An 18903-nucleotide genomic window follows, 5' to 3' on the forward strand; every position below is an offset into this window, starting at 1 on the left:
GCAGAAGCGGGGAGCCTCAGGCGTTGGGCACAGTGATCGGTCGTCTGGGGCGAGGAGTACGCGTGGCGCGAATGCGCGATGACACCGGCATGGCGCCGCTGGTGGGGCGTCGGGAAGCGCTCGCCGGGCTGGAGGCCGCCATCGCGCGCCTGCGCGAGGGGCGCGGCGGGTGTGCGGTGCTGGAGGGGCCGGCCGGTGTGGGCAAGACCCGGCTCCTTATGGCGGCCCTGGCTCACGCGGAAGGGACGGGGTGGTCCGTCGCGGCGGGACGGGCCACAGAGTTCGACCGCGGTATGCCGCCCGCGACGCTGCTGAATGTGCTGGGCTCTCCCCCCACTGCCCCGCCCGTCCTCGGACGATCTGATGCAGCGAACCTGACTTCGATCCTGAACGGTCCGGCCGGCCGGTTCCGTCTCGTGGACCGTATAGGCGAACTCGTCCAGAACCACGCGCGGACCCGTCCACTGGTCATCGCCATAGACGACGCCCACTGGGCCGACGAACTGACCGCACTGGCGCTGGGCGTGCTCGTCCCCGCGCTGCGCACGTCTCCGGTGCTCTGGCTCTTCACGCGGCGCCCGCTACCACCGCACTCCCCTGGACAGGACGTACTGGACTCGCTCGCCGGCGAAGGTGCGCTGAGGTATCCCGTCGCGCCCCTGACCGATGCAGAGTCCGCGGAGCTCTGCGCACACGTTCTCAACGCGGAACCGGACGCCTCCGTCCTCGCCCTGGTACGGCGGACCGGTGGGAGCCCGTTCCTCATTGAAGAGCTCTTCGCCTCCCTGCTGGCGGACGGCCGGGTATCGGTCACCGACGGGCGCGCGCACGTGACGGACGACGACCTTCCAGCCGCCGTGCCCGCCGCGCTGGAACAACGCATGCGCGACCTTCCAGCCGACGCCCGGCTACTGCTGGAGGCCGGTTCGATCCTGGGGAGGCCGTTCTCCTTGCATGAAGCCGCCCGCCTGGGGGACAGCTCGGCCGCACGCCTGGTCGCGCCCGCGCGCGAAGCGGTGCGGGCCGGGCTGCTGGTGGACGACGGCGCCGAACTTGGATTCCGGCACGATCTGATCCGCGAAACCGTCTACGACGGGATGCCGGGCGCCGCGCGCAGAGCGCTGCACCGTGAGGCCGCCGACATCCTGCAAGCCGAAGGCGCCTCAGCGGTGGAGGTCTCCTGCCACGTCGCGCGAAGCGCACGCGTCGGCGACCTGCGTGCGGTCATCACCCTGCGCGACGCGGCGCGCCAGGTGGCCACCAGCGCGCCCAGTACAGCGGCCGACCTGCTGCTGCACGCGTTGGACCTCACCCCGGACGGCCTTCCGGACCGTCCGCTCCTCATCGACGAGGCGGTCCCCCCGCTGGCCCTGGCCGGACGCCTGGACGAGGCGCGCTCCGTGGTCGCCGCATGCGACGACCCGGTCCAGGCCGCACGGCTGCGCACCAAGCTCGCCGAATTCACCGAACTCGACGGGCTCGCCGAGGCCGGTGGCCGCGCGACGGAGGCGGCCTCGACATCTCCGGAGCGGTCGTCCAGGCCCGCGAGCGGCTGGGACAGCCTGACCGACTCCGAACTGCGCGTCGTGCGGGTGGTCGCCGAGGGGCTGACCAACCGCGAGACCGCACGGCGGCTCTTCCTCTCGCCGCACACCGTGGACAGCCATCTCCGGCACGCCTTCGCCAAGCTCGGTATCAGCGGCCGGGTCGAACTGACCAGGCACGTCGTCACCCGCGAGGGCGGCACCCGCGAAGGCGGCATCCGCGACAACGCCCCTACAGCGCACGAGCCGGTCAGGCCGAATCGCCAAGGAGCCGCTAGGGGACCCGCCAGGGGTCAGGCGCTGACGCCACCGTCCACGACCACGTCCTGGCCGACGACGTAGGCGGACTCGTCCGAAGCCAGCCACAGCACCGCGTCGGCCACCTCCTCGGGGGTGCCGATGCGGCCCCGGGGGATCATCCCGGCGTACATCGCGTCCCGTTCCGCGTCGCTCTGGCCAGGGGCGCGGGACAGGTCGGTGGCCACCGGGCCGGGACTGACCGCGTTGATCCGGATGCCGTCGCCGATGTGGGCCAGCGCCGCGGCGCGGGTCAGCGCGGACACGGCGGCCTTCGCGGCGCCGTACGCGCCGATGATCGGCATGCTGGTGTGCGCGCCCACGTTCGACGCCATGTTGACGATCACCCCGCCCCCTCGTTCCCTCATGTGGTCGACCTCGTACCGCAGGGTCAGCCACGTGCCGGTCAGGTTGGTGCGCAGCAGCGCCGACCAGTCGTCCGGCGACAGGTCGACCAGCAGCCCGGCCATGGGGATCCCGGCGTTGTTGAACGCGATGTCCAGCCCGCCGTGGTGGTCCGCCGCGGTCTCGATCAGCCGCCGCACGTCGTCCTCCCGTCCGATGTCGGCCCGGACCGCGGTGGCCCGTCCGCCGCGGGTCTCGATCAGTTCGGCGGTCTCGGCGAGGGGCGCCTCCGACCGGCCCGCGACGACCACCTCCGCGCCCTCCCTCGCGAACGCCAGCGCGGCGGCCCGGCCGATGCCCGAACCCCCGCCGGTGACCAGCGCGACCTTGCCCTTGAAGCGTTGTGTGCTTGTCATGGCGGAGAGTCTGGGCCGACGGCCCCGCGCCGGACATCACGTGATCACGTGATGCGGCGGCCGGTCCGCGGGCGGCAGCGTGATCCGGGTGAACGAGACGACGACGACGGACCCGGCCCGTACCGGCCCGCGAACCCGCGCCTGGCCGGTGTTCTGGCTGCTGGCGACCGTGCAATTCATGATCATCCTGGATACCGGGATCGTCACGATCGCGCTGCCCGCGATCCGGGACGAGCTGGGGTTCACCCCCTCCGGCCTGCCCTGGGCGATGGACGCCTACATGCTCGCCCTGGGCGGCCTGGTCCTCGCGGGCGGGCGCGCCGCCGACCTCGCCGGGCGCCGCACGGCGCTCGCGGTGGGCGTGGCCGTGTTCACCCTCGCCTCAGTGGCGTGCGCGCTCGCGCCCGCACCCTGGGCGCTGGTCGCGGGCCGCGCGGTGCAGGGCGCCGGAGCCGCGCTCGCCGCCCCGGCCGCGCTCGCCGTGATCACCGACCTCTTCCCCGCGGGCCCGGACCGCGCCCGCGCCATGGGGCTCTTCGGCGGGATCGGCGGCGTGGCCGGGCCGACCGGGGTCCTGCTGGGCGGCGCGCTGTCCGCGTCGTCCTGGCGGCTGATCTTCCTGATCAACCTGCCCATCGGCGCGGTGCTCCTGGTGGCGCTGCTGCGGATGGTCCCCGCCCGGGGCCCGCGGGCGACCGGCGGCGCCGACGTGGCGGGCGCCTTCGCCGTGACGGCCGGGCTGTCCCTGCTCGTGTACGGGACCACGCAGGGGGCGGCACACGGCTGGAGCGGTTCCCGCCCACTGGCTGCCCTCGGGGTCGCCGCGTTGCTCATCGCGCTGTTCGTGCTGCGGCAGTTCACCGCGCGCGCGCCACTCCTGCCCCGCGCCCTGTTCGCGTCGCCGAGGATCTTTCTCATCAGCGCGGTGTTCGTTCTCCTGGGGGCGGCCCTCTATGGGACGTTCGTCACCAACGCACTCCACCTCCAAAACGACCGCGGGCTTCGCCCTCTCGTCGCCGCGGCGGTGATGGTGCCGCTCGACCTGGCCCTGCTCGCGGGCTCCCGCTCAGGCGGGCGCCTGATCGGCAAGCTGGGCCCGGTCAACGTCCTCGTGGGCGGCCTGGCCGTGCAGGCGGCCGGACTCGCCTGGCTGGCGGCGGCCCTCGCCCCGGACGGCGGCCTGGCCGTCTCGTTCCTGCTGCCGGGCGTGGTGGCGTGCACCGGGCTCGGGATCGCGATCGTCGGGGCGTTCGTCGTCTTCACCGGCCTCGCCGACGGCGACACGGCCGGCGCGATCTCCGGGCTGACCGTGACCACCAACCAGATCGGCGGCGCGATCGGCATCGCGGTGACCAGCACGATCATCGCTTCGGCCGGTGCGGGCACGGCCGGCGGGGGCGCGGCCGAGGCCCTGTGGACCACCGCCGGCCTCGCCCTGGCCGGGGCGCTCATCGCCTTCCCTCTGCGGCTTTGCCGCAGGTGAACCGGGGTGCGTCGGGAAGTTATCCACAATCGGCGAAGGGTCTCCCGGACGGCCCGGCGGGCTGGCTAAGGTCGGCGCCATGTCCACTTCGACTTCAGCCTCCCCGCCCACCGCCGAGCTCGGCGTCATCGGCGGTTCCGGGTTCTACTCCTTCCTCGACGACGTGCGCGAGGTGCGGGTCGAGACCCCGTACGGCCCGCCGAGCGACCCCATCGCCGTCGGCGAGCTGCACGGCCGCCGCGTCGCCTTCGTGCCCCGGCACGGCCGCGACCACCGCTATCCGCCGCACAAGATCCCCTATCGGGCCAACCTGTGGGCGCTGCGCTCGCTCGGCGTCCGCCAGGTGCTGGCGCCGAGCGCCGTCGGCTCGCTCACCCCCGACCACCCGCCCGGCACGCTCGCGATCCCCGACCAGCTCGTCGACCGCACGTCCGGCCGGCCGCAGACCTACTACGACGACGGCGCCGCGGTCCACGCGCCGTTCGCCGACCCCTACTGCCCGGTCGGCCGCCGCACCGCGGTCAGCGCCGCCACCGACGCGGGGTGGGGCCCGGTCGACGGCGGCACCCTCGTCGTCATCGAGGGCCCGAGGTTCTCCACCCGCGCCGAGTCGCACTGGTTCGCCGCGCAGGGCTGGACCCTGGTCGGCATGACCGGCCACCCCGAGGCCGTCCTCGCCCGCGAGCTCGCGCTCTGCTACACCCCGCTCTGCCTGGTCACCGACCTCGACGCCGGGATCGAGGAGGGCGAGGGCGTCACGATGGAGGAGGTCCTCGGCGTCTTCGGCCAGAACATCGACCGGCTCCGCTCGCTCATGGGCGACGTGGTCAGGGCCCTGCCCACCGGACGCGGCTGCCCCTGCCCGAACGCGCTGGACGGCGTCGAACTCCCCCTGGAGCTACCGTGAGCGCCCGTGCGGCGCACCTCCGCCGCCCGCTGGCCGCGCTGTTCGCCGCGTCGGCGGCGGCGTTCGCCCTCACCGTCCTGGAACCCGGCCCGGCCGCCTCGGTACGCGTCCTGGCCGCCGCCCGCGACCTCCCCGGCGGCACGAGGCTCAAGGCCGCCGACGTGCGCCCGCTCTTCCTGCCACCGGGCTCCGTCCCCGCCGGGGCCCTGCGGTCACGCGTGGTCGGACGCGTCCTCGCGGGCCCGATGCGCCGTGGCGAGCCGCTCACCGACGCCCGCTTCGTCGGCGGTGGCCTGCTCAAGGGCTACGGCCCGGAAACGGTCGCGACCCCGGTCCGCATCGCCGACGCGAGCGCCGTCCGCCTCGTCCGCACCGGCGACCGCATCGACGTCCTGACCGCCCCGCCCCGCTCTGACCAGCCTCTGGCGGAGCCCCCGCCAGAAGACCGGCCGATCCCGCAGAGCCGGTCCGACCCTCCGCAGGAACTCCCCGCAGACCCGCGACCCCAGCCACCCCCCGCACCCCCACCGACCCACCAGGCCGACACCCCACGACCGGCCGCCACCGCCCCACCCCTGCGAACGGCTTCCCTGGTGGAGGGGCGGGAATCGGCTCGGCTGGTGGTGGCGTCCGTGCCGGTCGTGGCGGTGCCCCGGCAGGCCGCAGGCAGCGCCGACGAGGGGGCGCTGGTCGTCCTGGCGACCGACCGTGCTCAGGCGGCGGCGCTCGCCGGGGCGGGGCCGGGCCTGTCCTTCACCATCACTGGCCATTGGTAACCTCGACCAGTCATCAAATGGCTACCAATCGTCATGAGGAAGGTTATGAGCGGCTTCAAGAAGTTCCTGTTCCGCGGCAACCTGGTGGAGCTGGCGGTCGCGGTCGTCGTCGGCGCCGCGTTCAGCGGGCTGGTCACCGCGTTCGTGAACTCGTTCATCGGCCCCCTGATCGCGCTGGTCGGCGGGCAGCCCGACTTCAGCCGGCTGGCCTTCAGCATCAACGGCACCCGGTTCCCGTACGGCGTGTTCGTCACCGCGGCGATCTCGTTCCTGATCATCGCCTCGGTCGTCTACTTCATCGTCGTACTGCCCCTCACCAAGCTGATGGCGCGCATGACCCGCGCCGAGGAGGCCGTCGAGCGGGAGTGCCCCGAGTGCCTCAGCGAGGTGCCGATCAAGGCGGCGCGCTGCAAGTTCTGCACCTCGGAGCTCGTTCCCGTCTGACCGGCCGCGCACGGCCCGCTGAGGGCCGGGCGGAGGGGCCCTCAGCGGTCGCCGTCGGTGCCGTACTCCCAGTGCCAGGGCTCGAACGGGTTGCTGTAGGCCCAGGCCGGATGGATCCACCCGTACACCTTGGCGTGGGACTCCATCCAGTTGAACTGCGACGATCCGGAGCTCTGCACCCCGCCGCACAGGTCGACGGCCTGGCCCTTGCCGTGGTTGCTCGTCCCCGGGACGGCCGCGAACCCGGGCCGCTCGGCGTACACCCGGTGCTGATCGGGCAGGCTGCGGTAGGAGTCGGTGACGCAGATCTGCTGGCCGAACCGGCGCTTGTAGCCGGCGTTCAGCTTGTAGAACGCCAGCGCCGCGTCCGCCCGGAGCTGCGCGCCCTTCTGCGGCAGCGGGCACAGGTACTTCGCCGGGATCAGCCCGTTGGGGAACTGCCGCGATTTCGTCGCCAGGCTCTTGTCGCAGCTGGCCGCGAGGCGCTGGTCGAGCGGCAGCCGGCTGAGCATCGCGGTGAGCTGCTTGGTGAGCGTCGACGACTTCTGCTTGAGCCCGTCGATCTGCTGCTGCACCCGGGTCTGATCGATCGCGTTGCGCGATTGCAGGTCCTGCGCCGCGGACACCAGCGACTGCTTGCGCTTCTGGAGCTCGTCGGCGTGGTCGACCAGTGCCTGCTGCGACCGGGCGAGCAGCGTCACGTCCGCGGTCGAGCGCAGCGCCGCGTCCGGGCTCCCGCCGCCGAAGATCGCCATCGATCCCGCGGCGCCCGGCTGCTGGTAGGAGGTGTTGGCCAGCCTGGCCAGCGGCAGCCGGATCCGGTTGAGCTCGGCCTCGGCGGTCGCCAGATCGCGCAGCGTGCCGCGGAGCTTGGTCTGCGCGGTCGCCAGCGCCTTCTTGCGGTCCTCCATCTCCTTGGTGGCCTTCTCCAGGTCCGTGCGAGCCTTGCTCGCCTCGCGACGCAGCGCCTCCAACGTGTCGCCCTCGCGTTCCGCCGCCCTTCCGGGCGTGAACGGTACGAGTGTCGCCATCACCAGGAAGACCGCGGTCAGCACAGCCGACCGGCGGGGGTTCGGCACTGTGGTTTTCCTCCTGATGCCCAAATGCAGAACAGCGGCAGAACGCTACTACAGGTTCACCGATGATCTCTGAGTAACCGTGCTCATCGCGTACTGTAACCGCGTCGCTGACACCATTTGCGCAGGAAGGGGATGTCGCCCCATCGGCAGGACCGTCCGCGTTCGACCCGCCGCGGCGGTTTGCGCACGGGGGGCTTCGCCGTCACCGGCGGCGGCTGCCTCGCGCGGCGCGGCGCCTGCGCGGTGGTCGGCGGCGGGCGCGGCGGCACGTACTCGCCGCGGACGGGATTGCGCTCCGGCGGTGTCGGGACGGCCTGTTCGGCGGTGATCCCCGCCGGTGCGGGCTTGTCCTCGGGCTTGCCGCGTAACCCGATGCCGACCAGCCCCACCAGCACCAGCGGCACCGTGATCCCCCCGGCGACCAGTGCGGCCTTCCGCCTGCGCGCGGCGCGTCCCGCCGTCGGCTTGTCCAGAGATAGGGGCCGCTCCCGCCCACGATGCCGACCCGTCACGGACCGAAGCGTATCGACCCCCGCCCCGCCCGGCCTAGAGATCCCGCCTCCCCGTTAAGAGGGAGCGACCGGTGGTCCCGTTCCTCTACCCTGGAGGTGCCGTCCGCTACGCTCATCCGGCGAACGGCAGTGCCTCCGTAGCTCAGGGGATAGAGCACCGCTCTCCTAAAGCGGGTGCCGCAGGTTCGAATCCTGCCGGGGGCGCCACGCTCACCAGCAACACCGAGCCCCCGACCAGCGCATACGCCGGTCGGGGGCTTCCTGCTGTGTGCGGTTGTATGCGGCTCGACACGGCCCTATGCGGCTGGCTGTTCCCGATGCGTTCCCACGGGGACCGAGCCAGCGCCGACCTCAGTCGTCCCGGAGGGCTTCGGCGATGCGGCGTCTTGCGGCTTCATCCTGGCCAGCGATGCACTTCGCGTAGGTCCTCAAGAGGACTTCCACGCTGTGGCCTGCCCACTCGGCGACCTGGGGCCCCGGAACGCCGGCGTTGAGCCACGTTGAGACGCAGGCATGGCGGAGGTCATAGGGACGCCTGGCCAACGGCGAGGCGCAGTCGCTCGGGGTGAACGCAACCTGGCGGGCGGCGCGCCAGGCTCGCCGGTAGGTGATATTCGGCAGTTCGCCACCACGCACGCCATAGAAGAGTCTGCCGTCCGGGCCGTCCCTGAACTCTTCGAGGTGGCGGCGAAGGATCCTGACGAGAGCGGGCGGGCACGGAACCCTACGGGTGTGCCCATCGGCCCGGTGCTTGAGGGCACGTTCTTCGTACAGACCGCCGTCGTCTGTCCAGGCACGGCCGGCGTACGGAGCGGCCTTGCCGAGGTGAAGCTCCCCCCATGCGTCAGCGGGCTCTTCCATCCGCTCGGACTCGGCATTCCAGCCGAGATCGGGCAACGTGACGTTGCCCGTGCGGAGGTTGCTTACCTCCTCTGGCCGTAGCGCGGCGTAGTACATCAGCGCGAAGAACGCCACAAGGCGCCTACCGCTCGGCTCTTGCGCCTCTACAGCCCTCAACAAGGCACGCGCTTGGGTGTGATTGACCACGCTGCGACGGTCCACCTCGGCCGTACTGAGCACCTTTGGCCACTTGAGCGCCCGCATCGGGTTCTCGGCCAAGAGGTTCATCTCTACGGCGTAATCCATGGCGTTGGACAGCAGCATTCGATGCTTCCTGACCGTGTTGGCCGCGGCCCGCTTGCCGTTCAGCAGCGAGGTTCCCGCATCGACCAGCAACCGCACCGTGACGGGGTCCGCTAGAGCGGAAACAGGCTTGGTGTTCTGCGCCAGCCAGTGCAGGACAGCGGCAGAGTCTTCCGGCGCATTGCCACGGTCCTTGGTGTTGAAGCCCCATCGGTGCATGGCGGCCCTCAACTCGTGGTCAGCGGGCTTCCCCCGGTCTCCCGTGATCATTGCAGGCGTAGCCGCGGTCAGCGCTCGCGCGATGTCCTGGCGGTACTTTGCCGCGGCTCCCTTCCACTTCGCATCCACGTACGCACACGCGAAGTCATACCAGCCCATTTCGGCACTGCTGGCGCGCTCCCATGAGACGGGTTCGCCAGTAACGATGCTGAACGCCTCGCCGCTGCGAGCCGCAGTGACGATGGCGCTTCGGTATGCGTCGGCTTGTGCCTCTTTCTTGAAAGGCCGCTTCCACCCTTTTCCAGCGACCTTCCACAGCACACGGTAGGACGTGACCTTACCGTCCTTGTTCGCGCGGGACTCGGTCTTGAAGACCCGCACATTATAAGTGGTCTTCTCCATCAGGCAGCGCCCTCCCGCGCGCCGAGCCAGCCGTCAAGCTCGCTTCGGCGAACCAGGAGCGCGCGGTTCGGGAGGGAAATACAGCGGGGAGCCCTGCCCTTGGCGCGCCACTCGTAGAAGGTGCGCCGGCTGATACGAAGTTCGGCGCACACCTCCTTGATCGTAAGCATCTCGCTAGTGCGTGCGGCCGTTTTCATACTGCGACCTCGTTGTTCAGGGGCGATCGGTTGGTTAGCGCGACTCCGGCGGCGTGCTTGGTGGCTTGAGCGCCGGCGACGGTGCGTGAGAGCGGTGCGGGCGTGTGGCGGGGCGCGGGGACGGGGGACACGGTGACAGAAGCCGACAGAAGGGCTTGTGTCGCCTTCTGTCACCGTGTCCCGGTGTCCCAGTGACGGGATCAACGGTTGGCGTGGTGACGGGATGTAGCGGCCGGTGGGTGGGCTTACGGCGTGTCCTGGGCGAGGTCGGGGTGGGTCTCGTAGGCGGTGGCGGTGGGCCGTCCACCGCTGGAGGCGCCGGGAACGCTGCGGGTCCATCCGTGGGTTTCCAGGACGCGTAGCGCGGGGTCTAGATCGGTGACTTTGCGGGCGCGGTTCTTGAGGGGTCCGCGCATGAGGTCTCGGGCGGTGAATCGGGTGGTGTCGGTGCGGCGGGCCCAGTCCAGGATGGTGCGAGCGTGGTTGACGGCGGGGTCGGCGCCGATGGCGTCGTAGGCCGCTTGGGCGTGGGCGGTGAAGTACTCGCCGAGTTGGCGGGCGTCTTGGAATGTGGCCAGGTCGATGGGGCGCCCGTAGCCATCGCGCAGGTGCTTGCCCAAGTGCAAGAGCGCAGCGAGGCGAACCACAGCGCCCACCAACTTGCCGCCCCAGTCGGTCATGTGGGCCAGGTCGCCGGAGCCGACGCGGAATCGGGGTTCGGTTTCCTCCAACAGGTCGATGACGGCCTCTTGAGCCTCGTCAGTGAACGTCAGGTTGATCGGGGTTGCGTCGGGGTCACCGAACCGGCGTAGCGACAGGACGAGATCATTCAGGGTGCGTTCGTAGGCGGTGTGCACGTGGGCGGGGATGGGGTTAGGGCGCGCGTTGCGATGGCCGAGCATGGATTCGGGCATTGAGATCAGCAGGCGGCCGAGTAGCCCTTGCTCGCGGAATTCGGGGGTGTCTCCGAGCCCGGCCAGCACTCCGGGTTGCAAGCAAATCCCGATGGTCAGCGCGGCGGCATCGATACTTTCGCCCTCGCGGGTCATGCGTTCGGTCCGGATTTCCTCGCCGGCGTGACCGGACAGGAACACCCCGATATCGACGTTCCCGGAGTAGCGCCCCCCGGCGATGGAAAACAGCTTGCCGCCCTCAGGAGCCAGGACAGCGAAACGACCGTTCTGCTCACCCAACCGCGAAGTGACTTTCTCAACGGTGGAGTCGTTACCGCCGAACAGCCGAGGCTCGGCGGGCACGCGGGCGGCATCGAGGGCGACGCGGGCGGCGGAGGCGTCGGCGAGGCGGTTGGGGTCGTCGGGGTGGTCGATGGCGGCCTTCTCGGTGCGTTCGGCGTCGCCCTCGGCCACTCGCCGCGCGATGACGGCCTCGGCGATGGCGGGGCCGGCCTGGTCGGCCAGGGTGCGTTCGACGGCCCGGATGGGGGCGGTCATGGCCTTGTAGACCTCGGACTTGCGGTTGCCCGGTGGCAGCACCATGACCAGGAACAGGTTCGTCGGCTCGGCCCAGGCGCCGGCATTGACGAGCACGTTGCCGCCGGCGGCAACGGCCAGCGCGGAAAGAGCGAGGCAGCCAGCCAGATCAACCGGGGTCTGAGTGAGTTCGGCGACGCACGCGGCATACTCTCCAGCCCAGTCCGGCAGGCTCCAGACGGGGAAAACCGGGAGGTCAGGTGTCGCCGTCAGGGGTGTGGGTTCGGGCCAGCCGCGCCGGTCGACGGCGGTCACTTGGGCGACCTCGGCGGCGACCTGGGCGCGTAGGTCGGCGGGGCCGTCTGCGGTGTTGCCGGCGAGTTGGATCATCCGGGTTCCCGTGGCGACCACGGCGCGGGCGTAGGCCAGATCCCGCACGATGTGCGCCCAGTAGGCCGCGCTGGCCGCGGCCGGAACCTGGCTGATCAGGGTGTGCAGGTAGGGGCCGCCTCCGACCTTGGCCAGGTTCCGGGCACCGATCTGCGCGCCGACCGCGAGGGGGTCGGCAGGGCTTCCGTGGTCGGCCAGCGCGCACACCGCCTCCCAGACCAGGGCGTGGGCGGGCCGGTAGAAGTCGCCGGCGCTCAGCAGCGGCCGGGCCTCGGCCAGCGCGGCCGGCGAGAGCATGATCGCGCCGAGAACGCATTGCTCGGCCTCGATGCTGTGCGGCGCCATCTGGCCGAGGTCATCGCCCACCGGTTGGGCGGGGTGGACGACACGCAGCGGGGTGGGGTTGGTCATGCGGCGTCCTCAGGAAGGATGACCAAGCCCTCGGGCGTGAGCACGAATTCGTGTCCGTGCTCGCACGTCCACAGGTCACCGTGGTGGTCGGGTTCGATGGCGGCCCAGCAGGTGACCGGGGTGAGGCAGTGCGGGCAGTCGGGGCCGTCCAGCACGGGCCAGTGGGTGATGGAGATCGTCCACGTGCCCAGGCAGTTCCGGCACTCCCACCCGGTGACCTCGGCGCCGGGGTAGGTGGCGGGGCCGGCCCAGCGCACGTGGTCGGGGCGCGCGCAGAACGGGCAGTCGGGGCCGTCCAGTACCGGCCATTGCTGGACGGGCGGGAAGGGCGGCGGGTTCTGCGTCATGATGGGTGTGCTCCTTTCGGGGCCTCGTTGAGGTCCGTGATCGGTTGGAGTAGGGCGGTCCGGCGGCGTGCTTGGTGGCTTGTGCGCCGGGCCGCCCGGCGCTGTCTGTGGGAGGTCACTTGTCGCGGCGGTTGCGGTCGGTGTTCTTGATGTGGGTCCAGATGCGGCGGCCGGTGCGCAGTTGAGCGCCACGGCCCGAACAGCGGTTGCAGTACCGCCAGGCGCGGCCGGACGGGGCGAGGAACCGCCCGGCACCGCGACATTTAGGGCATGCCCGATACGGCCAGATCACGCAGTGGAGCATGTAGCCGGCCGCGGCCAGGATGCCGAGCAGGATGAGCGGTCCGGGGTTGGTGGCGGTGTGGCTAGCGGCGGCGAGCAGGGGGGTCACAGACGGCTCCCTGGGCGGTTTTTGGCGTTGTTGCAGGTGGGGTGTCTAGGTGCTAGATCACTGGTCATAGCGGTGATGAGTGTCTAGAGGGGCCTCTAGGTCTAGAGGTGGTGGCCTCTAGACCTAGAGGCACATCCGGTGGCTACCGGGGGCCGCCGCGGGCGGTTTCCAGGGCGGCGATGACGTGCTCGCGGTGGACGCCCTTGAGGTTGCGGCCCTTGCCGGTTTCGTCCTGTCCCCAAACCTGCGGAGTGCCGATGCCGTAGGGCTTGAGCGCGGCGGCCAGCTGGCGCGCCTTGCCAGTGGGGTCCAGGTCGGCCCACGGTCCGTAGGCGGTGGGGCGGAGTTCGGCGAGGCGGTCGACGATGACCTGTGAGTGCACCTTGTCCTCACTGGGTGCGATGACCGCGGCGAGGTCTTCCAGCAGGGACGCGCCCTGGTCGGTGGTGGGGGTGGGGTCTTCGCCGGCGGCGATGCCGGTCAGGGTGCCGGCGGCCTTGCGGAGCGCGCGGGCGCGGTCGGCGATGCGATCGGCGGCGGGGTTGTCGATGTAGTAGCCGCGGACGATCTGGGGATCGTCGGCTTCGCCGGCCAGGTAGCCGATGCCCTTGTCCTTCTTCGTGAAGGTGGTGGCGCGGATCCCGTTCTTGTACATCGAGGTGCCCAGGATCATGTCGTTCTCGGTCTGGCCCATGACCTTCAGGCAGAACCGCAGTCCCACGTTCGCCGAGACGCCGGTGGGGAGCGAGTCCTTGTCGGGCCGCTGGGTGGCCAGCAGCAGGATGACGCCCAGGGCGCGGCCCAGCTTGATGATGTCGATGGCCAGCCGGGCGGCCTCGTCACCCAGGTCGGGATCGGCGAACAGGTTCTGGCACTCGTCCAGGATGAAGACCAGCGGGTACAGCCCCAGCGATCGCTTGGCAGCCAACTGCGGGGTGACCTTGTTCTCCGGGCAGATGTCCTTGGGCAGCTTGCGGATGGTCTTCGCTCGGCGTTCCAGGTCCTTTCGGACCTCACGAAGCGCGTCCAGGGCCGCGGCGAGGGTCTCGTCATCCTGCCCGGACCCGTACTGGTGGGCGACCTTCTCCATGGCCGACAGGTCACCGGTGCCCTTCAGCTCGAACACCCGAAGTTGGGCGGTCGGGTCGAGGGCCGCGGACAGAGCGAGGATCCGCATGGCGAACGTCTTACCCATGCCGGGCATAGCGCCAATGAGGGCGTTGGCGTACATCAGCTCGACGGTGACGGGCCGTCCGCGCTGGTCGGTGCCGAACGGAACCGCCTTGAACAGGTCGGCGGTCGCTCCGGTCTTGGCCAGCGGCCCGGACAGCGGCTTGACCTGGCTCATGTCCTGATCCCCGACCCACAGGACCAAGCGGCCGGCGTGCTGGTCGTGAGCGGGTTCGGGCCAGACACACCCCATCGGCCGGCGGAGCCCGGAGGCGAGGCGGTCGCGGCGTTCCATGATGTCGGTGGCCGTGACGCCGTACGGAAGGTCGACCTCGGCGCGCCAACCGGGGCCGTCCCGGGTGATCGGCGCGGGAAAGGTGATGCCCTGCCCGCCCTTCCCGACCGCCTTGTTGACCTCGGCGATCCCCAGAGCGGCCAGCGCCCGGACGACGATCTCGCTGGTGAGCTTGGGGGCCTTGGTCGACACAACGGCCGTGTCGAGGACGCGCTTGTCGGTGGGCGTGCCGATCCAGCCGAGCAGGAACACCAGCGCGGCCAGAACCGCGGATTGCGTGACGCCACCGGCGGCGGTCACGGCCGCGGCGGCCAGGCCCACACCGGCCAGACCGGCGCCGGTGGTGAGGGTGCGGGCGCGAACCCGGTCGTTCCGCTCGCTCATCAGCTTGAGGTAGGCATCGTGGTCTTTGCGGTCGACCACGTGGACGCGCAGCGGGCGGGCGTCCATGTCGAACGTCCACCGCCACGTGCCGGCCACCACCCGGTACAGCCCGCGCGGGGACCGTCCGGCCAACCGAAGCGAGTACAGCGGTATGCGGGTGGCGTGGTAGCCGGTGATGTGGCCGGCGTATCCGACCGCCCATCGGACGGTGGCGCGTGCCTCGTCACGGTCGCGCAGCCAGGGCGCGACGATCGGACGGCGCTGCGCTCGCTCGCCGGCCATGCGTCGGGCACGCACGTCCGGGCGCTCGTCGGCGCCGGGCCGGTCGACCAACACGCGGCCCTCAAGCGCGTCCCCGTCCCCGCCGTCGGCGTTGTCGTCCGGGGTGTCGGACGGCCCGACCGGCGGAGGCGGCGGGACGGCTGGCGGGGTGCCGCTTCCGGCGTCCGGCGCCGGTCCGGTCGGGTCGACCTTGGGGGCGGGGGTGGTGATGCCGGGGTGTGGGAGGGGCAGGGGCACAACCTCGCCCATGGCCTTGGTGAAGCTCATCGCGGGTCATCTCCCTCGGCGGTCGGGACCGCGGCCACGGTGGGCCGGTCGAGACCGGCCGGCGGGGTGGTGGGGTCGGTAGGGGCTTCGGTCTTGAGGCGAGCGAGCAGGGTGCCGACGCGGGCGTTTCCGGCGGTGTGGCCGGCCTCCCGGAGCTGGCCGGCGAGGGTGTCGCGAGTGAGCGCCTGGCCGCGGGTGTCAAGGTCGGCGGCGATGCGCCAGCCGAGCGGCATGAGGTCGTCCACGTCGGGCGCCGCGGGCTTCCGCGTCCGCGTGCCGGGGCGAGACGAGCGGGCGGACCGTCCGCCGGTACGGGTGGTGGACTTGGCCGCGGCCGTCCGCTTCCTCGTCCGGGTCCGGACGGTGGACGGCGAGTCGGACGGCGGATCGGACGGAGCGGGGACGGGTGTGGCGGACGGTCCGGCCTCCAGCGCGGGACGGTCCCCCTCGGGCAGACTCGGCGCGCCCGCGGACGAATGATCGGACGGGGCACCGGACGGGGCGGACGTGGCGGGGGCGGGGACGAGTTCGCCGAGTCGGTACAAGGCGCGGACGCGGCGAGGGGCCTTGCGGCGCCACGTCCACCGCCCGTAGGTGTCCTGAAGGTCGGTCAGGGCGAGGAGACGGTCACGCTCGCGGCCGAGGGCGTCGGGGTAGGAGCGGATCTCCCAGAGCACCATGCGGCGCCACAGCTTGAGCGTGGGCCATGGCGCCATGAGCCACCGGGAGGTGCGGATGCCGTCCATCCGGGTACCGGCCTCGATACCGGCGCGGATCCGGATGACGTGCGCGGCGACCTCAACGGCGATGACCCACAGTCCGGGCAGGATCGCGTGGGCGACCTTCCCGAACACGGTGTGTTCGTCGGCGACGTTGAGGTACACCGTTGCGGCGGTCAGGGCCCAGGGGATCAGGCGTAGCCACTTGACCCGCATGTCCAGTCGGGCAAGCACGATGTCCAGTGCAGCGAAGATGCCGATGCCCAGATCGATGCCGAGCGGCACCGTCCAAGCCAGCCGACCGAACGACGAGCGGGACGCATCGGCGACGGCGGTGAAGCTGTTGACGAACCCCAGCACGCCCAGGACCGCGACCAACGCGGCCACGGTCGCAACCGCGGTGAACTCGCTACTGGTCAACGCGCGGCCACGGGCATCGGAGGGGACCTCCCCCTCAGCGCCGAGGGCGGCGGCCAACTCGGGGGCGACCGGGATACCGAGGGACGGCGCCAGGGGCGGGGCGGTGTGTTGTGCGGTCACGCGGCGGCCCTCCCCATGCTCGTTTCGGTGGTGGTGTCGGGGGCGCGGTACTCGATGTCCAGGTCGGCGGCCATCACGGCCTTGCTGCACGGCGCGCACCGGAAGTGGACTGGGCCGCCGTCCAACTCCGCGCGGCACGCGGGGCACCGCTTGGCCGGACCGGCGCGCCGGGGGCGATGGGTCGGGGCCTCGTTGAGATTCGTGATCGGTCGGGGCGCGGTGGTCTCGGCGGCGTGCTTGGTGGCTTGTGCGCCGAGGGCCACGGGGGCGAGGTAGGGGGCGGTCGGGTTCATGCTGCGGTGACCTCCACTTCGGTCGCGCAGTCCAGGCAGACGCCCAGATGGCGCGGAAGGACGTAACCGGCATCGCGTCGGCAGTCGGGGCAGACGCGGCGGGCGGCCAACGCCTTGCCGAGGGCGGCGCGCTGCCGGTCGGTCGGGACGCGCTTGGGCAGGGCAAGGCGCTCGTCGTACAGGTAGGCGGCGCGGATACCACCGGGGGCGTTGTAGCGGCGCGACCGCCACAGCACTTGAGCGACGACCGGCTGTCCACCGGGGCGCAAGCCGCGGGCGGCCAGCTGGCGGACGGTGAGCAGGTGCGGCGGTGCCATCCGCCACGGCCAGGTGGGGATGCCGTACCGGGCGCCGGTCGGGTCGAAGAACATCGCGGAGCTACGGCGCCGAGTCATGACCAGTCCCCCGATTCGGCATCGCCGTCCAGCACGTACAGCCCGGACACTGCGCTCTGCGCCAGACCGAGGGCGCGGGACAGTGCGGACCCTGCGGTGTGGGCCGCGGCCAGCTGCTCGCGGGCGTCCGCGGTGACAACGATCGGGTCGGCGCCGGAGGTGTCGGCGAGATGGCCGGCCGCGGCCTGGTGGGTGAGGAACTCCGCCAGCTGGCCGAGCAACTGCCCCAGCCCCGCGGCGCTGGCCGCCAGGTTCCCGACCACGTCATAGACGGTCTGCGGGTGCTGCAAGCCACGCTCGGCGTGCGAACCGGTCGCGTAGTTCAGTACCCGAACCGACTCGGCCAGCGCGCGGGCCACCTCGGCGGTGTAGTCGTCGCTGTGTGGGCCGTCCGGCCGCAACTCGATGCGCCCGCTCATACCGACACCCCCAGCGAGGCAACCAGCGCGGCTGCAGCCAGCCAGCCGATGTGCCATGACTGGTCGAGGGCGTAGGCGCCGGTTCCGGTGGGTGCGGTGGCGCCGTCTCCGAGTCGAGCGAAGCCGCCCTTGCCGGGGACGAGGGTGCGGCCGAGCCAGTCGGCCAGTGCCACCAGGGTGGTGCGGCGGTCGGCCCAGTAGTGCGACACGGCGTCCACGGCCAGCGCGGCGGAGACCGCGTAGGGGTTGAGGGGCAGTGCCAGCACCATGGCGACCACGGTCAGCGCGGCGGCCTTGACGGCGGTCAGGGTGGCCACGTGCCGGGCGCACAGGAGGCGGCCGGTCCAGCCTGCGGCGCCCTTGCCGCATGCCTGCCCGTTGGTCTGCAACCAGTGGTCCCCGACCTCGTGCGCGGCGTACAGCGCCACGAACACCGACGGGAACACGCTCGCGTCAGCGCCCAACATCAGGCGCCCCTGGTGGTGCGGCGCGGCCGGCGGGCACGCGCGGTGGTGGGCGGGGTGTCGGTGGGCGTGCTCACGTGCCCGGAGCGGGAGGTGGCGTTGATGGTCAGTCCCTCGGCGAGCGCGGCGCCGGACGCGGTGACTGTGACGTCGCCGGACACGGTGCGGGCGCACACGATGCCGCCCTCGGCGGCATGCAGGGTGAGGTCTCCGGAGACGGTGGACATCTTGGCGTGGCCCCCGAAGTCGGCGACCGTGACGTCACCGGAAGTGGAGACGGCCCGGATGTCGTCGGCGCGGCCGAGTCGGATGTCCCCCGACACCGACCGCGCCACCGCCGAACCGTCCACCGCGGCGGCGGCGACGTCACCCGAAACGGTCTTGGCGCGTAGCGCGCCGGTACCGCCCACGTTGAGGTCACCGGAGGTGGAGGTGAAGTCGACCTCGGCGAACTCTCCAACCGCGTTGAGCGGTGCCGAGCGGGTGAGCGCGCCCACCGTGGAGCCCTCGGGTACGTGGGCGGTGATCTCGATCTGGCCGGCGGCCTCGATGCCGCCACCGGTGACGGTCACGCCGTCGATGACGACCCGGCCACCACCGGTGACCACACCGCCGGTGATGGTCGAGCCGGTGATCGTCACTCCCGCGGGGACGTCTCCGAACGACTGCACGACCGTGACGCCACGGTTGCCGAACACCGTCTGACCGGCGTTACCGGCGACCTCGGGAACCTGGACGACCAGCGCGCCGCGGCGCTCGTCCCACCGCAGGACCGCGTTACGGACGGCGGTGTGCAGGGCGGGGTCATCTCCACGGGCGGTCACGGTGACCTCGGCGACCGTGCGGGCCGGGTTGGCGGTCACCGTGATGACGCCGGCCGGCAGGTCCAGCGACAGCGGCACCGGGCCGGAACGCTGCGCGATGACGGAACGAGTCGTCACG

The 18903-nt window shown here is 71.6% G+C and carries 21 protein-coding genes and 1 tRNA gene; 6 read left to right on the top strand and 16 right to left on the bottom strand.

Annotated features, from left to right (window positions below):
* Window positions 1-71: 71 nt before the first annotated feature.
* Complete coding sequence (locus QP090_RS09860; protein ID WP_285938271.1) at window positions 72-1886, top strand: helix-turn-helix transcriptional regulator; 1815 nt, start codon at window positions 72-74, stop codon at window positions 1884-1886.
* Here QP090_RS09860 and QP090_RS09865 read toward each other — a convergent pair.
* Entirely contained in the window at window positions 1838-2602 is a 765-nt protein-coding gene (locus QP090_RS09865) for an SDR family NAD(P)-dependent oxidoreductase (protein ID WP_285938273.1), read from the bottom strand. The two genes, QP090_RS09860 and QP090_RS09865, sit on opposite strands and share 49 nt — an antisense overlap.
* A gap of 36 nt (window positions 2603-2638) precedes the next feature.
* A complete protein-coding gene (locus QP090_RS09870) occupies window positions 2639-2782 on the bottom strand; it encodes a hypothetical protein (RefSeq protein WP_285938274.1) in 144 nt (47 codons plus the stop codon).
* Here QP090_RS09870 and QP090_RS09875 point away from each other — a divergent pair.
* From QP090_RS09875 to mscL, 4 genes are all read left to right on the top strand, one after another.
* Window positions 2781-4085 (top strand): MFS transporter, encoded by a 1305-nt coding sequence (locus tag QP090_RS09875; RefSeq protein WP_285938275.1) that lies wholly within the window; start codon window positions 2781-2783, stop codon window positions 4083-4085. The two genes, QP090_RS09870 and QP090_RS09875, sit on opposite strands and share 2 nt — an antisense overlap.
* Window positions 4086-4164: 79 nt before the next feature.
* A complete protein-coding gene (locus QP090_RS09880) occupies window positions 4165-4992 on the top strand; it encodes an S-methyl-5'-thioadenosine phosphorylase (RefSeq protein WP_285938276.1) in 828 nt (275 codons plus the stop codon).
* The gene (locus tag QP090_RS09885) at window positions 4989-5768 is read left to right on the top strand and encodes an SAF domain-containing protein (protein ID WP_285938277.1); all 780 of its coding nucleotides are present in this window, start codon (window positions 4989-4991) and stop codon (window positions 5766-5768) included. The genes QP090_RS09880 and QP090_RS09885 overlap by 4 nt, the downstream gene beginning before the upstream one ends.
* A 45-nt stretch (window positions 5769-5813) precedes the next feature.
* A complete protein-coding gene (gene mscL / locus QP090_RS09890; protein ID WP_285938278.1) occupies window positions 5814-6212 on the top strand; it encodes a large conductance mechanosensitive channel protein MscL in 399 nt (132 codons plus the stop codon).
* A gap of 41 nt (window positions 6213-6253) precedes the next feature.
* Here the strand turns inward: mscL and QP090_RS09895 are convergent, their stop codons facing one another.
* Together QP090_RS09895 and QP090_RS09900 are read right to left on the bottom strand one after the other, a co-directional pair.
* Window positions 6254-7291, bottom strand: coding sequence for a D-alanyl-D-alanine carboxypeptidase family protein (locus QP090_RS09895; RefSeq protein ID WP_285938279.1), 1038 nt, complete (start codon window positions 7289-7291; stop codon window positions 6254-6256).
* Window positions 7292-7374: 83 nt separating this feature from the next.
* Window positions 7375-7803 (bottom strand): hypothetical protein, encoded by a 429-nt coding sequence (locus QP090_RS09900; RefSeq protein WP_285938280.1) that lies wholly within the window; start codon window positions 7801-7803, stop codon window positions 7375-7377.
* 131 nt (window positions 7804-7934) lie between these two features.
* Here QP090_RS09900 and QP090_RS09905 point away from each other — a divergent pair.
* Window positions 7935-8010, top strand: a tRNA-Arg gene (locus tag QP090_RS09905).
* Between the two features lie 144 nt (window positions 8011-8154).
* On the opposite strand, the gene QP090_RS09910 is transcribed toward QP090_RS09905, so the two are convergent.
* From QP090_RS09910 to QP090_RS09965, 12 genes are all read right to left on the bottom strand, one after another.
* On the bottom strand, window positions 8155-9567 hold the full coding sequence (locus QP090_RS09910) for a tyrosine-type recombinase/integrase (protein ID WP_285938281.1): 1413 nt from the start codon (window positions 9565-9567) through the stop codon (window positions 8155-8157).
* Entirely contained in the window at window positions 9567-10103 is a 537-nt protein-coding gene (locus QP090_RS37515; RefSeq protein ID WP_349666480.1) for a helix-turn-helix transcriptional regulator, read from the bottom strand. Before QP090_RS37515 ends, QP090_RS09910 begins: the two co-directional genes overlap by 1 nt.
* A complete protein-coding gene (locus QP090_RS09920) occupies window positions 10010-11995 on the bottom strand; it encodes a DUF3987 domain-containing protein (RefSeq protein ID WP_285938283.1) in 1986 nt (661 codons plus the stop codon). The genes QP090_RS37515 and QP090_RS09920 overlap by 94 nt, the downstream gene beginning before the upstream one ends.
* The gene (locus QP090_RS09925; protein WP_285938284.1) at window positions 11992-12342 is read right to left on the bottom strand and encodes a hypothetical protein; all 351 of its coding nucleotides are present in this window, start codon (window positions 12340-12342) and stop codon (window positions 11992-11994) included. Before QP090_RS09925 ends, QP090_RS09920 begins: the two co-directional genes overlap by 4 nt.
* 115 nt (window positions 12343-12457) lie before the next feature.
* Complete coding sequence (locus QP090_RS09930; RefSeq protein WP_285938285.1) at window positions 12458-12733, bottom strand: hypothetical protein; 276 nt, start codon at window positions 12731-12733, stop codon at window positions 12458-12460.
* A 142-nt stretch (window positions 12734-12875) separates the two neighbouring features.
* The gene (locus tag QP090_RS09935; protein WP_285938286.1) at window positions 12876-15131 is read right to left on the bottom strand and encodes an FtsK/SpoIIIE domain-containing protein; all 2256 of its coding nucleotides are present in this window, start codon (window positions 15129-15131) and stop codon (window positions 12876-12878) included.
* Window positions 15128-16390 carry a DUF2637 domain-containing protein gene (locus QP090_RS09940; RefSeq protein WP_285938287.1) on the bottom strand — a complete coding sequence of 421 codons (1263 nt, stop codon included), beginning with the start codon at window positions 16388-16390 and terminating at the stop codon, window positions 15128-15130. Before QP090_RS09940 ends, QP090_RS09935 begins: the two co-directional genes overlap by 4 nt.
* On the bottom strand, window positions 16387-16683 hold the full coding sequence (locus tag QP090_RS09945) for a hypothetical protein (RefSeq protein WP_285938288.1): 297 nt from the start codon (window positions 16681-16683) through the stop codon (window positions 16387-16389). Before QP090_RS09945 ends, QP090_RS09940 begins: the two co-directional genes overlap by 4 nt.
* Window positions 16680-17078 carry an RRQRL motif-containing zinc-binding protein gene (locus QP090_RS09950; RefSeq protein ID WP_285938289.1) on the bottom strand — a complete coding sequence of 133 codons (399 nt, stop codon included), beginning with the start codon at window positions 17076-17078 and terminating at the stop codon, window positions 16680-16682. The genes QP090_RS09945 and QP090_RS09950 overlap by 4 nt, the downstream gene beginning before the upstream one ends.
* Window positions 17075-17497: a hypothetical protein gene (locus tag QP090_RS09955; protein WP_285938290.1), complete on the bottom strand. Its 423-nt coding sequence runs from the start codon at window positions 17495-17497 to the stop codon at window positions 17075-17077. Before QP090_RS09955 ends, QP090_RS09950 begins: the two co-directional genes overlap by 4 nt.
* Window positions 17494-17964, bottom strand: coding sequence for a DUF3307 domain-containing protein (locus QP090_RS09960; protein WP_285938292.1), 471 nt, complete (start codon window positions 17962-17964; stop codon window positions 17494-17496). Before QP090_RS09960 ends, QP090_RS09955 begins: the two co-directional genes overlap by 4 nt.
* A complete protein-coding gene (locus QP090_RS09965) occupies window positions 17964-18902 on the bottom strand; it encodes a DUF4097 family beta strand repeat-containing protein (protein ID WP_285938293.1) in 939 nt (312 codons plus the stop codon). Before QP090_RS09965 ends, QP090_RS09960 begins: the two co-directional genes overlap by 1 nt.
* Between the last annotated feature and the right edge of the window lies 1 nt (window position 18903).

Source organism: Actinomadura xylanilytica, assembly GCF_030283145.1.
In the GTDB taxonomy this organism is placed as follows: Bacteria; Actinomycetota; Actinomycetes; order Streptosporangiales; family Streptosporangiaceae; genus Spirillospora; species Spirillospora xylanilytica.

Bases quoted from the DNA above. Each gene is read 5' to 3' on its own strand.
- QP090_RS09860 (WP_285938271.1), top strand. From the start codon at position 72: ATGCGCGATGACACCGGCATGGCGCCGCTGGTGGGGCGTCGGGAAGCG.
- QP090_RS09950 (WP_285938289.1), bottom strand. From the start codon at position 17,078: ATGACTCGGCGCCGTAGCTCCGCGATGTTCTTCGACCCGACCGGCGCC.
- QP090_RS37515 (WP_349666480.1), bottom strand. From the start codon at position 10,103: ATGGACCCGCAGCGTTCCCGGCGCCTCCAGCGGTGGACGGCCCACCGC.
- QP090_RS09935 (WP_285938286.1), bottom strand. From the start codon at position 15,131: ATGAGCTTCACCAAGGCCATGGGCGAGGTTGTGCCCCTGCCCCTCCCA.
- QP090_RS09955 (WP_285938290.1), bottom strand. From the start codon at position 17,497: ATGAGCGGGCGCATCGAGTTGCGGCCGGACGGCCCACACAGCGACGAC.
- QP090_RS09925 (WP_285938284.1), bottom strand. From the start codon at position 12,342: ATGACGCAGAACCCGCCGCCCTTCCCGCCCGTCCAGCAATGGCCGGTA.
- QP090_RS09875 (WP_285938275.1), top strand. From the start codon at position 2,781: ATGATCATCCTGGATACCGGGATCGTCACGATCGCGCTGCCCGCGATC.
- mscL (WP_285938278.1), top strand. From the start codon at position 5,814: ATGAGCGGCTTCAAGAAGTTCCTGTTCCGCGGCAACCTGGTGGAGCTG.
- QP090_RS09920 (WP_285938283.1), bottom strand. From the start codon at position 11,995: ATGACCAACCCCACCCCGCTGCGTGTCGTCCACCCCGCCCAACCGGTG.
- QP090_RS09945 (WP_285938288.1), bottom strand. From the start codon at position 16,683: ATGAACCCGACCGCCCCCTACCTCGCCCCCGTGGCCCTCGGCGCACAA.
- QP090_RS09910 (WP_285938281.1), bottom strand. From the start codon at position 9,567: ATGGAGAAGACCACTTATAATGTGCGGGTCTTCAAGACCGAGTCCCGC.
- QP090_RS09870 (WP_285938274.1), bottom strand. From the start codon at position 2,782: ATGAATTGCACGGTCGCCAGCAGCCAGAACACCGGCCAGGCGCGGGTT.
- QP090_RS09865 (WP_285938273.1), bottom strand. From the start codon at position 2,602: ATGACAAGCACACAACGCTTCAAGGGCAAGGTCGCGCTGGTCACCGGC.
- QP090_RS09880 (WP_285938276.1), top strand. From the start codon at position 4,165: ATGTCCACTTCGACTTCAGCCTCCCCGCCCACCGCCGAGCTCGGCGTC.
- QP090_RS09960 (WP_285938292.1), bottom strand. From the start codon at position 17,964: ATGTTGGGCGCTGACGCGAGCGTGTTCCCGTCGGTGTTCGTGGCGCTG.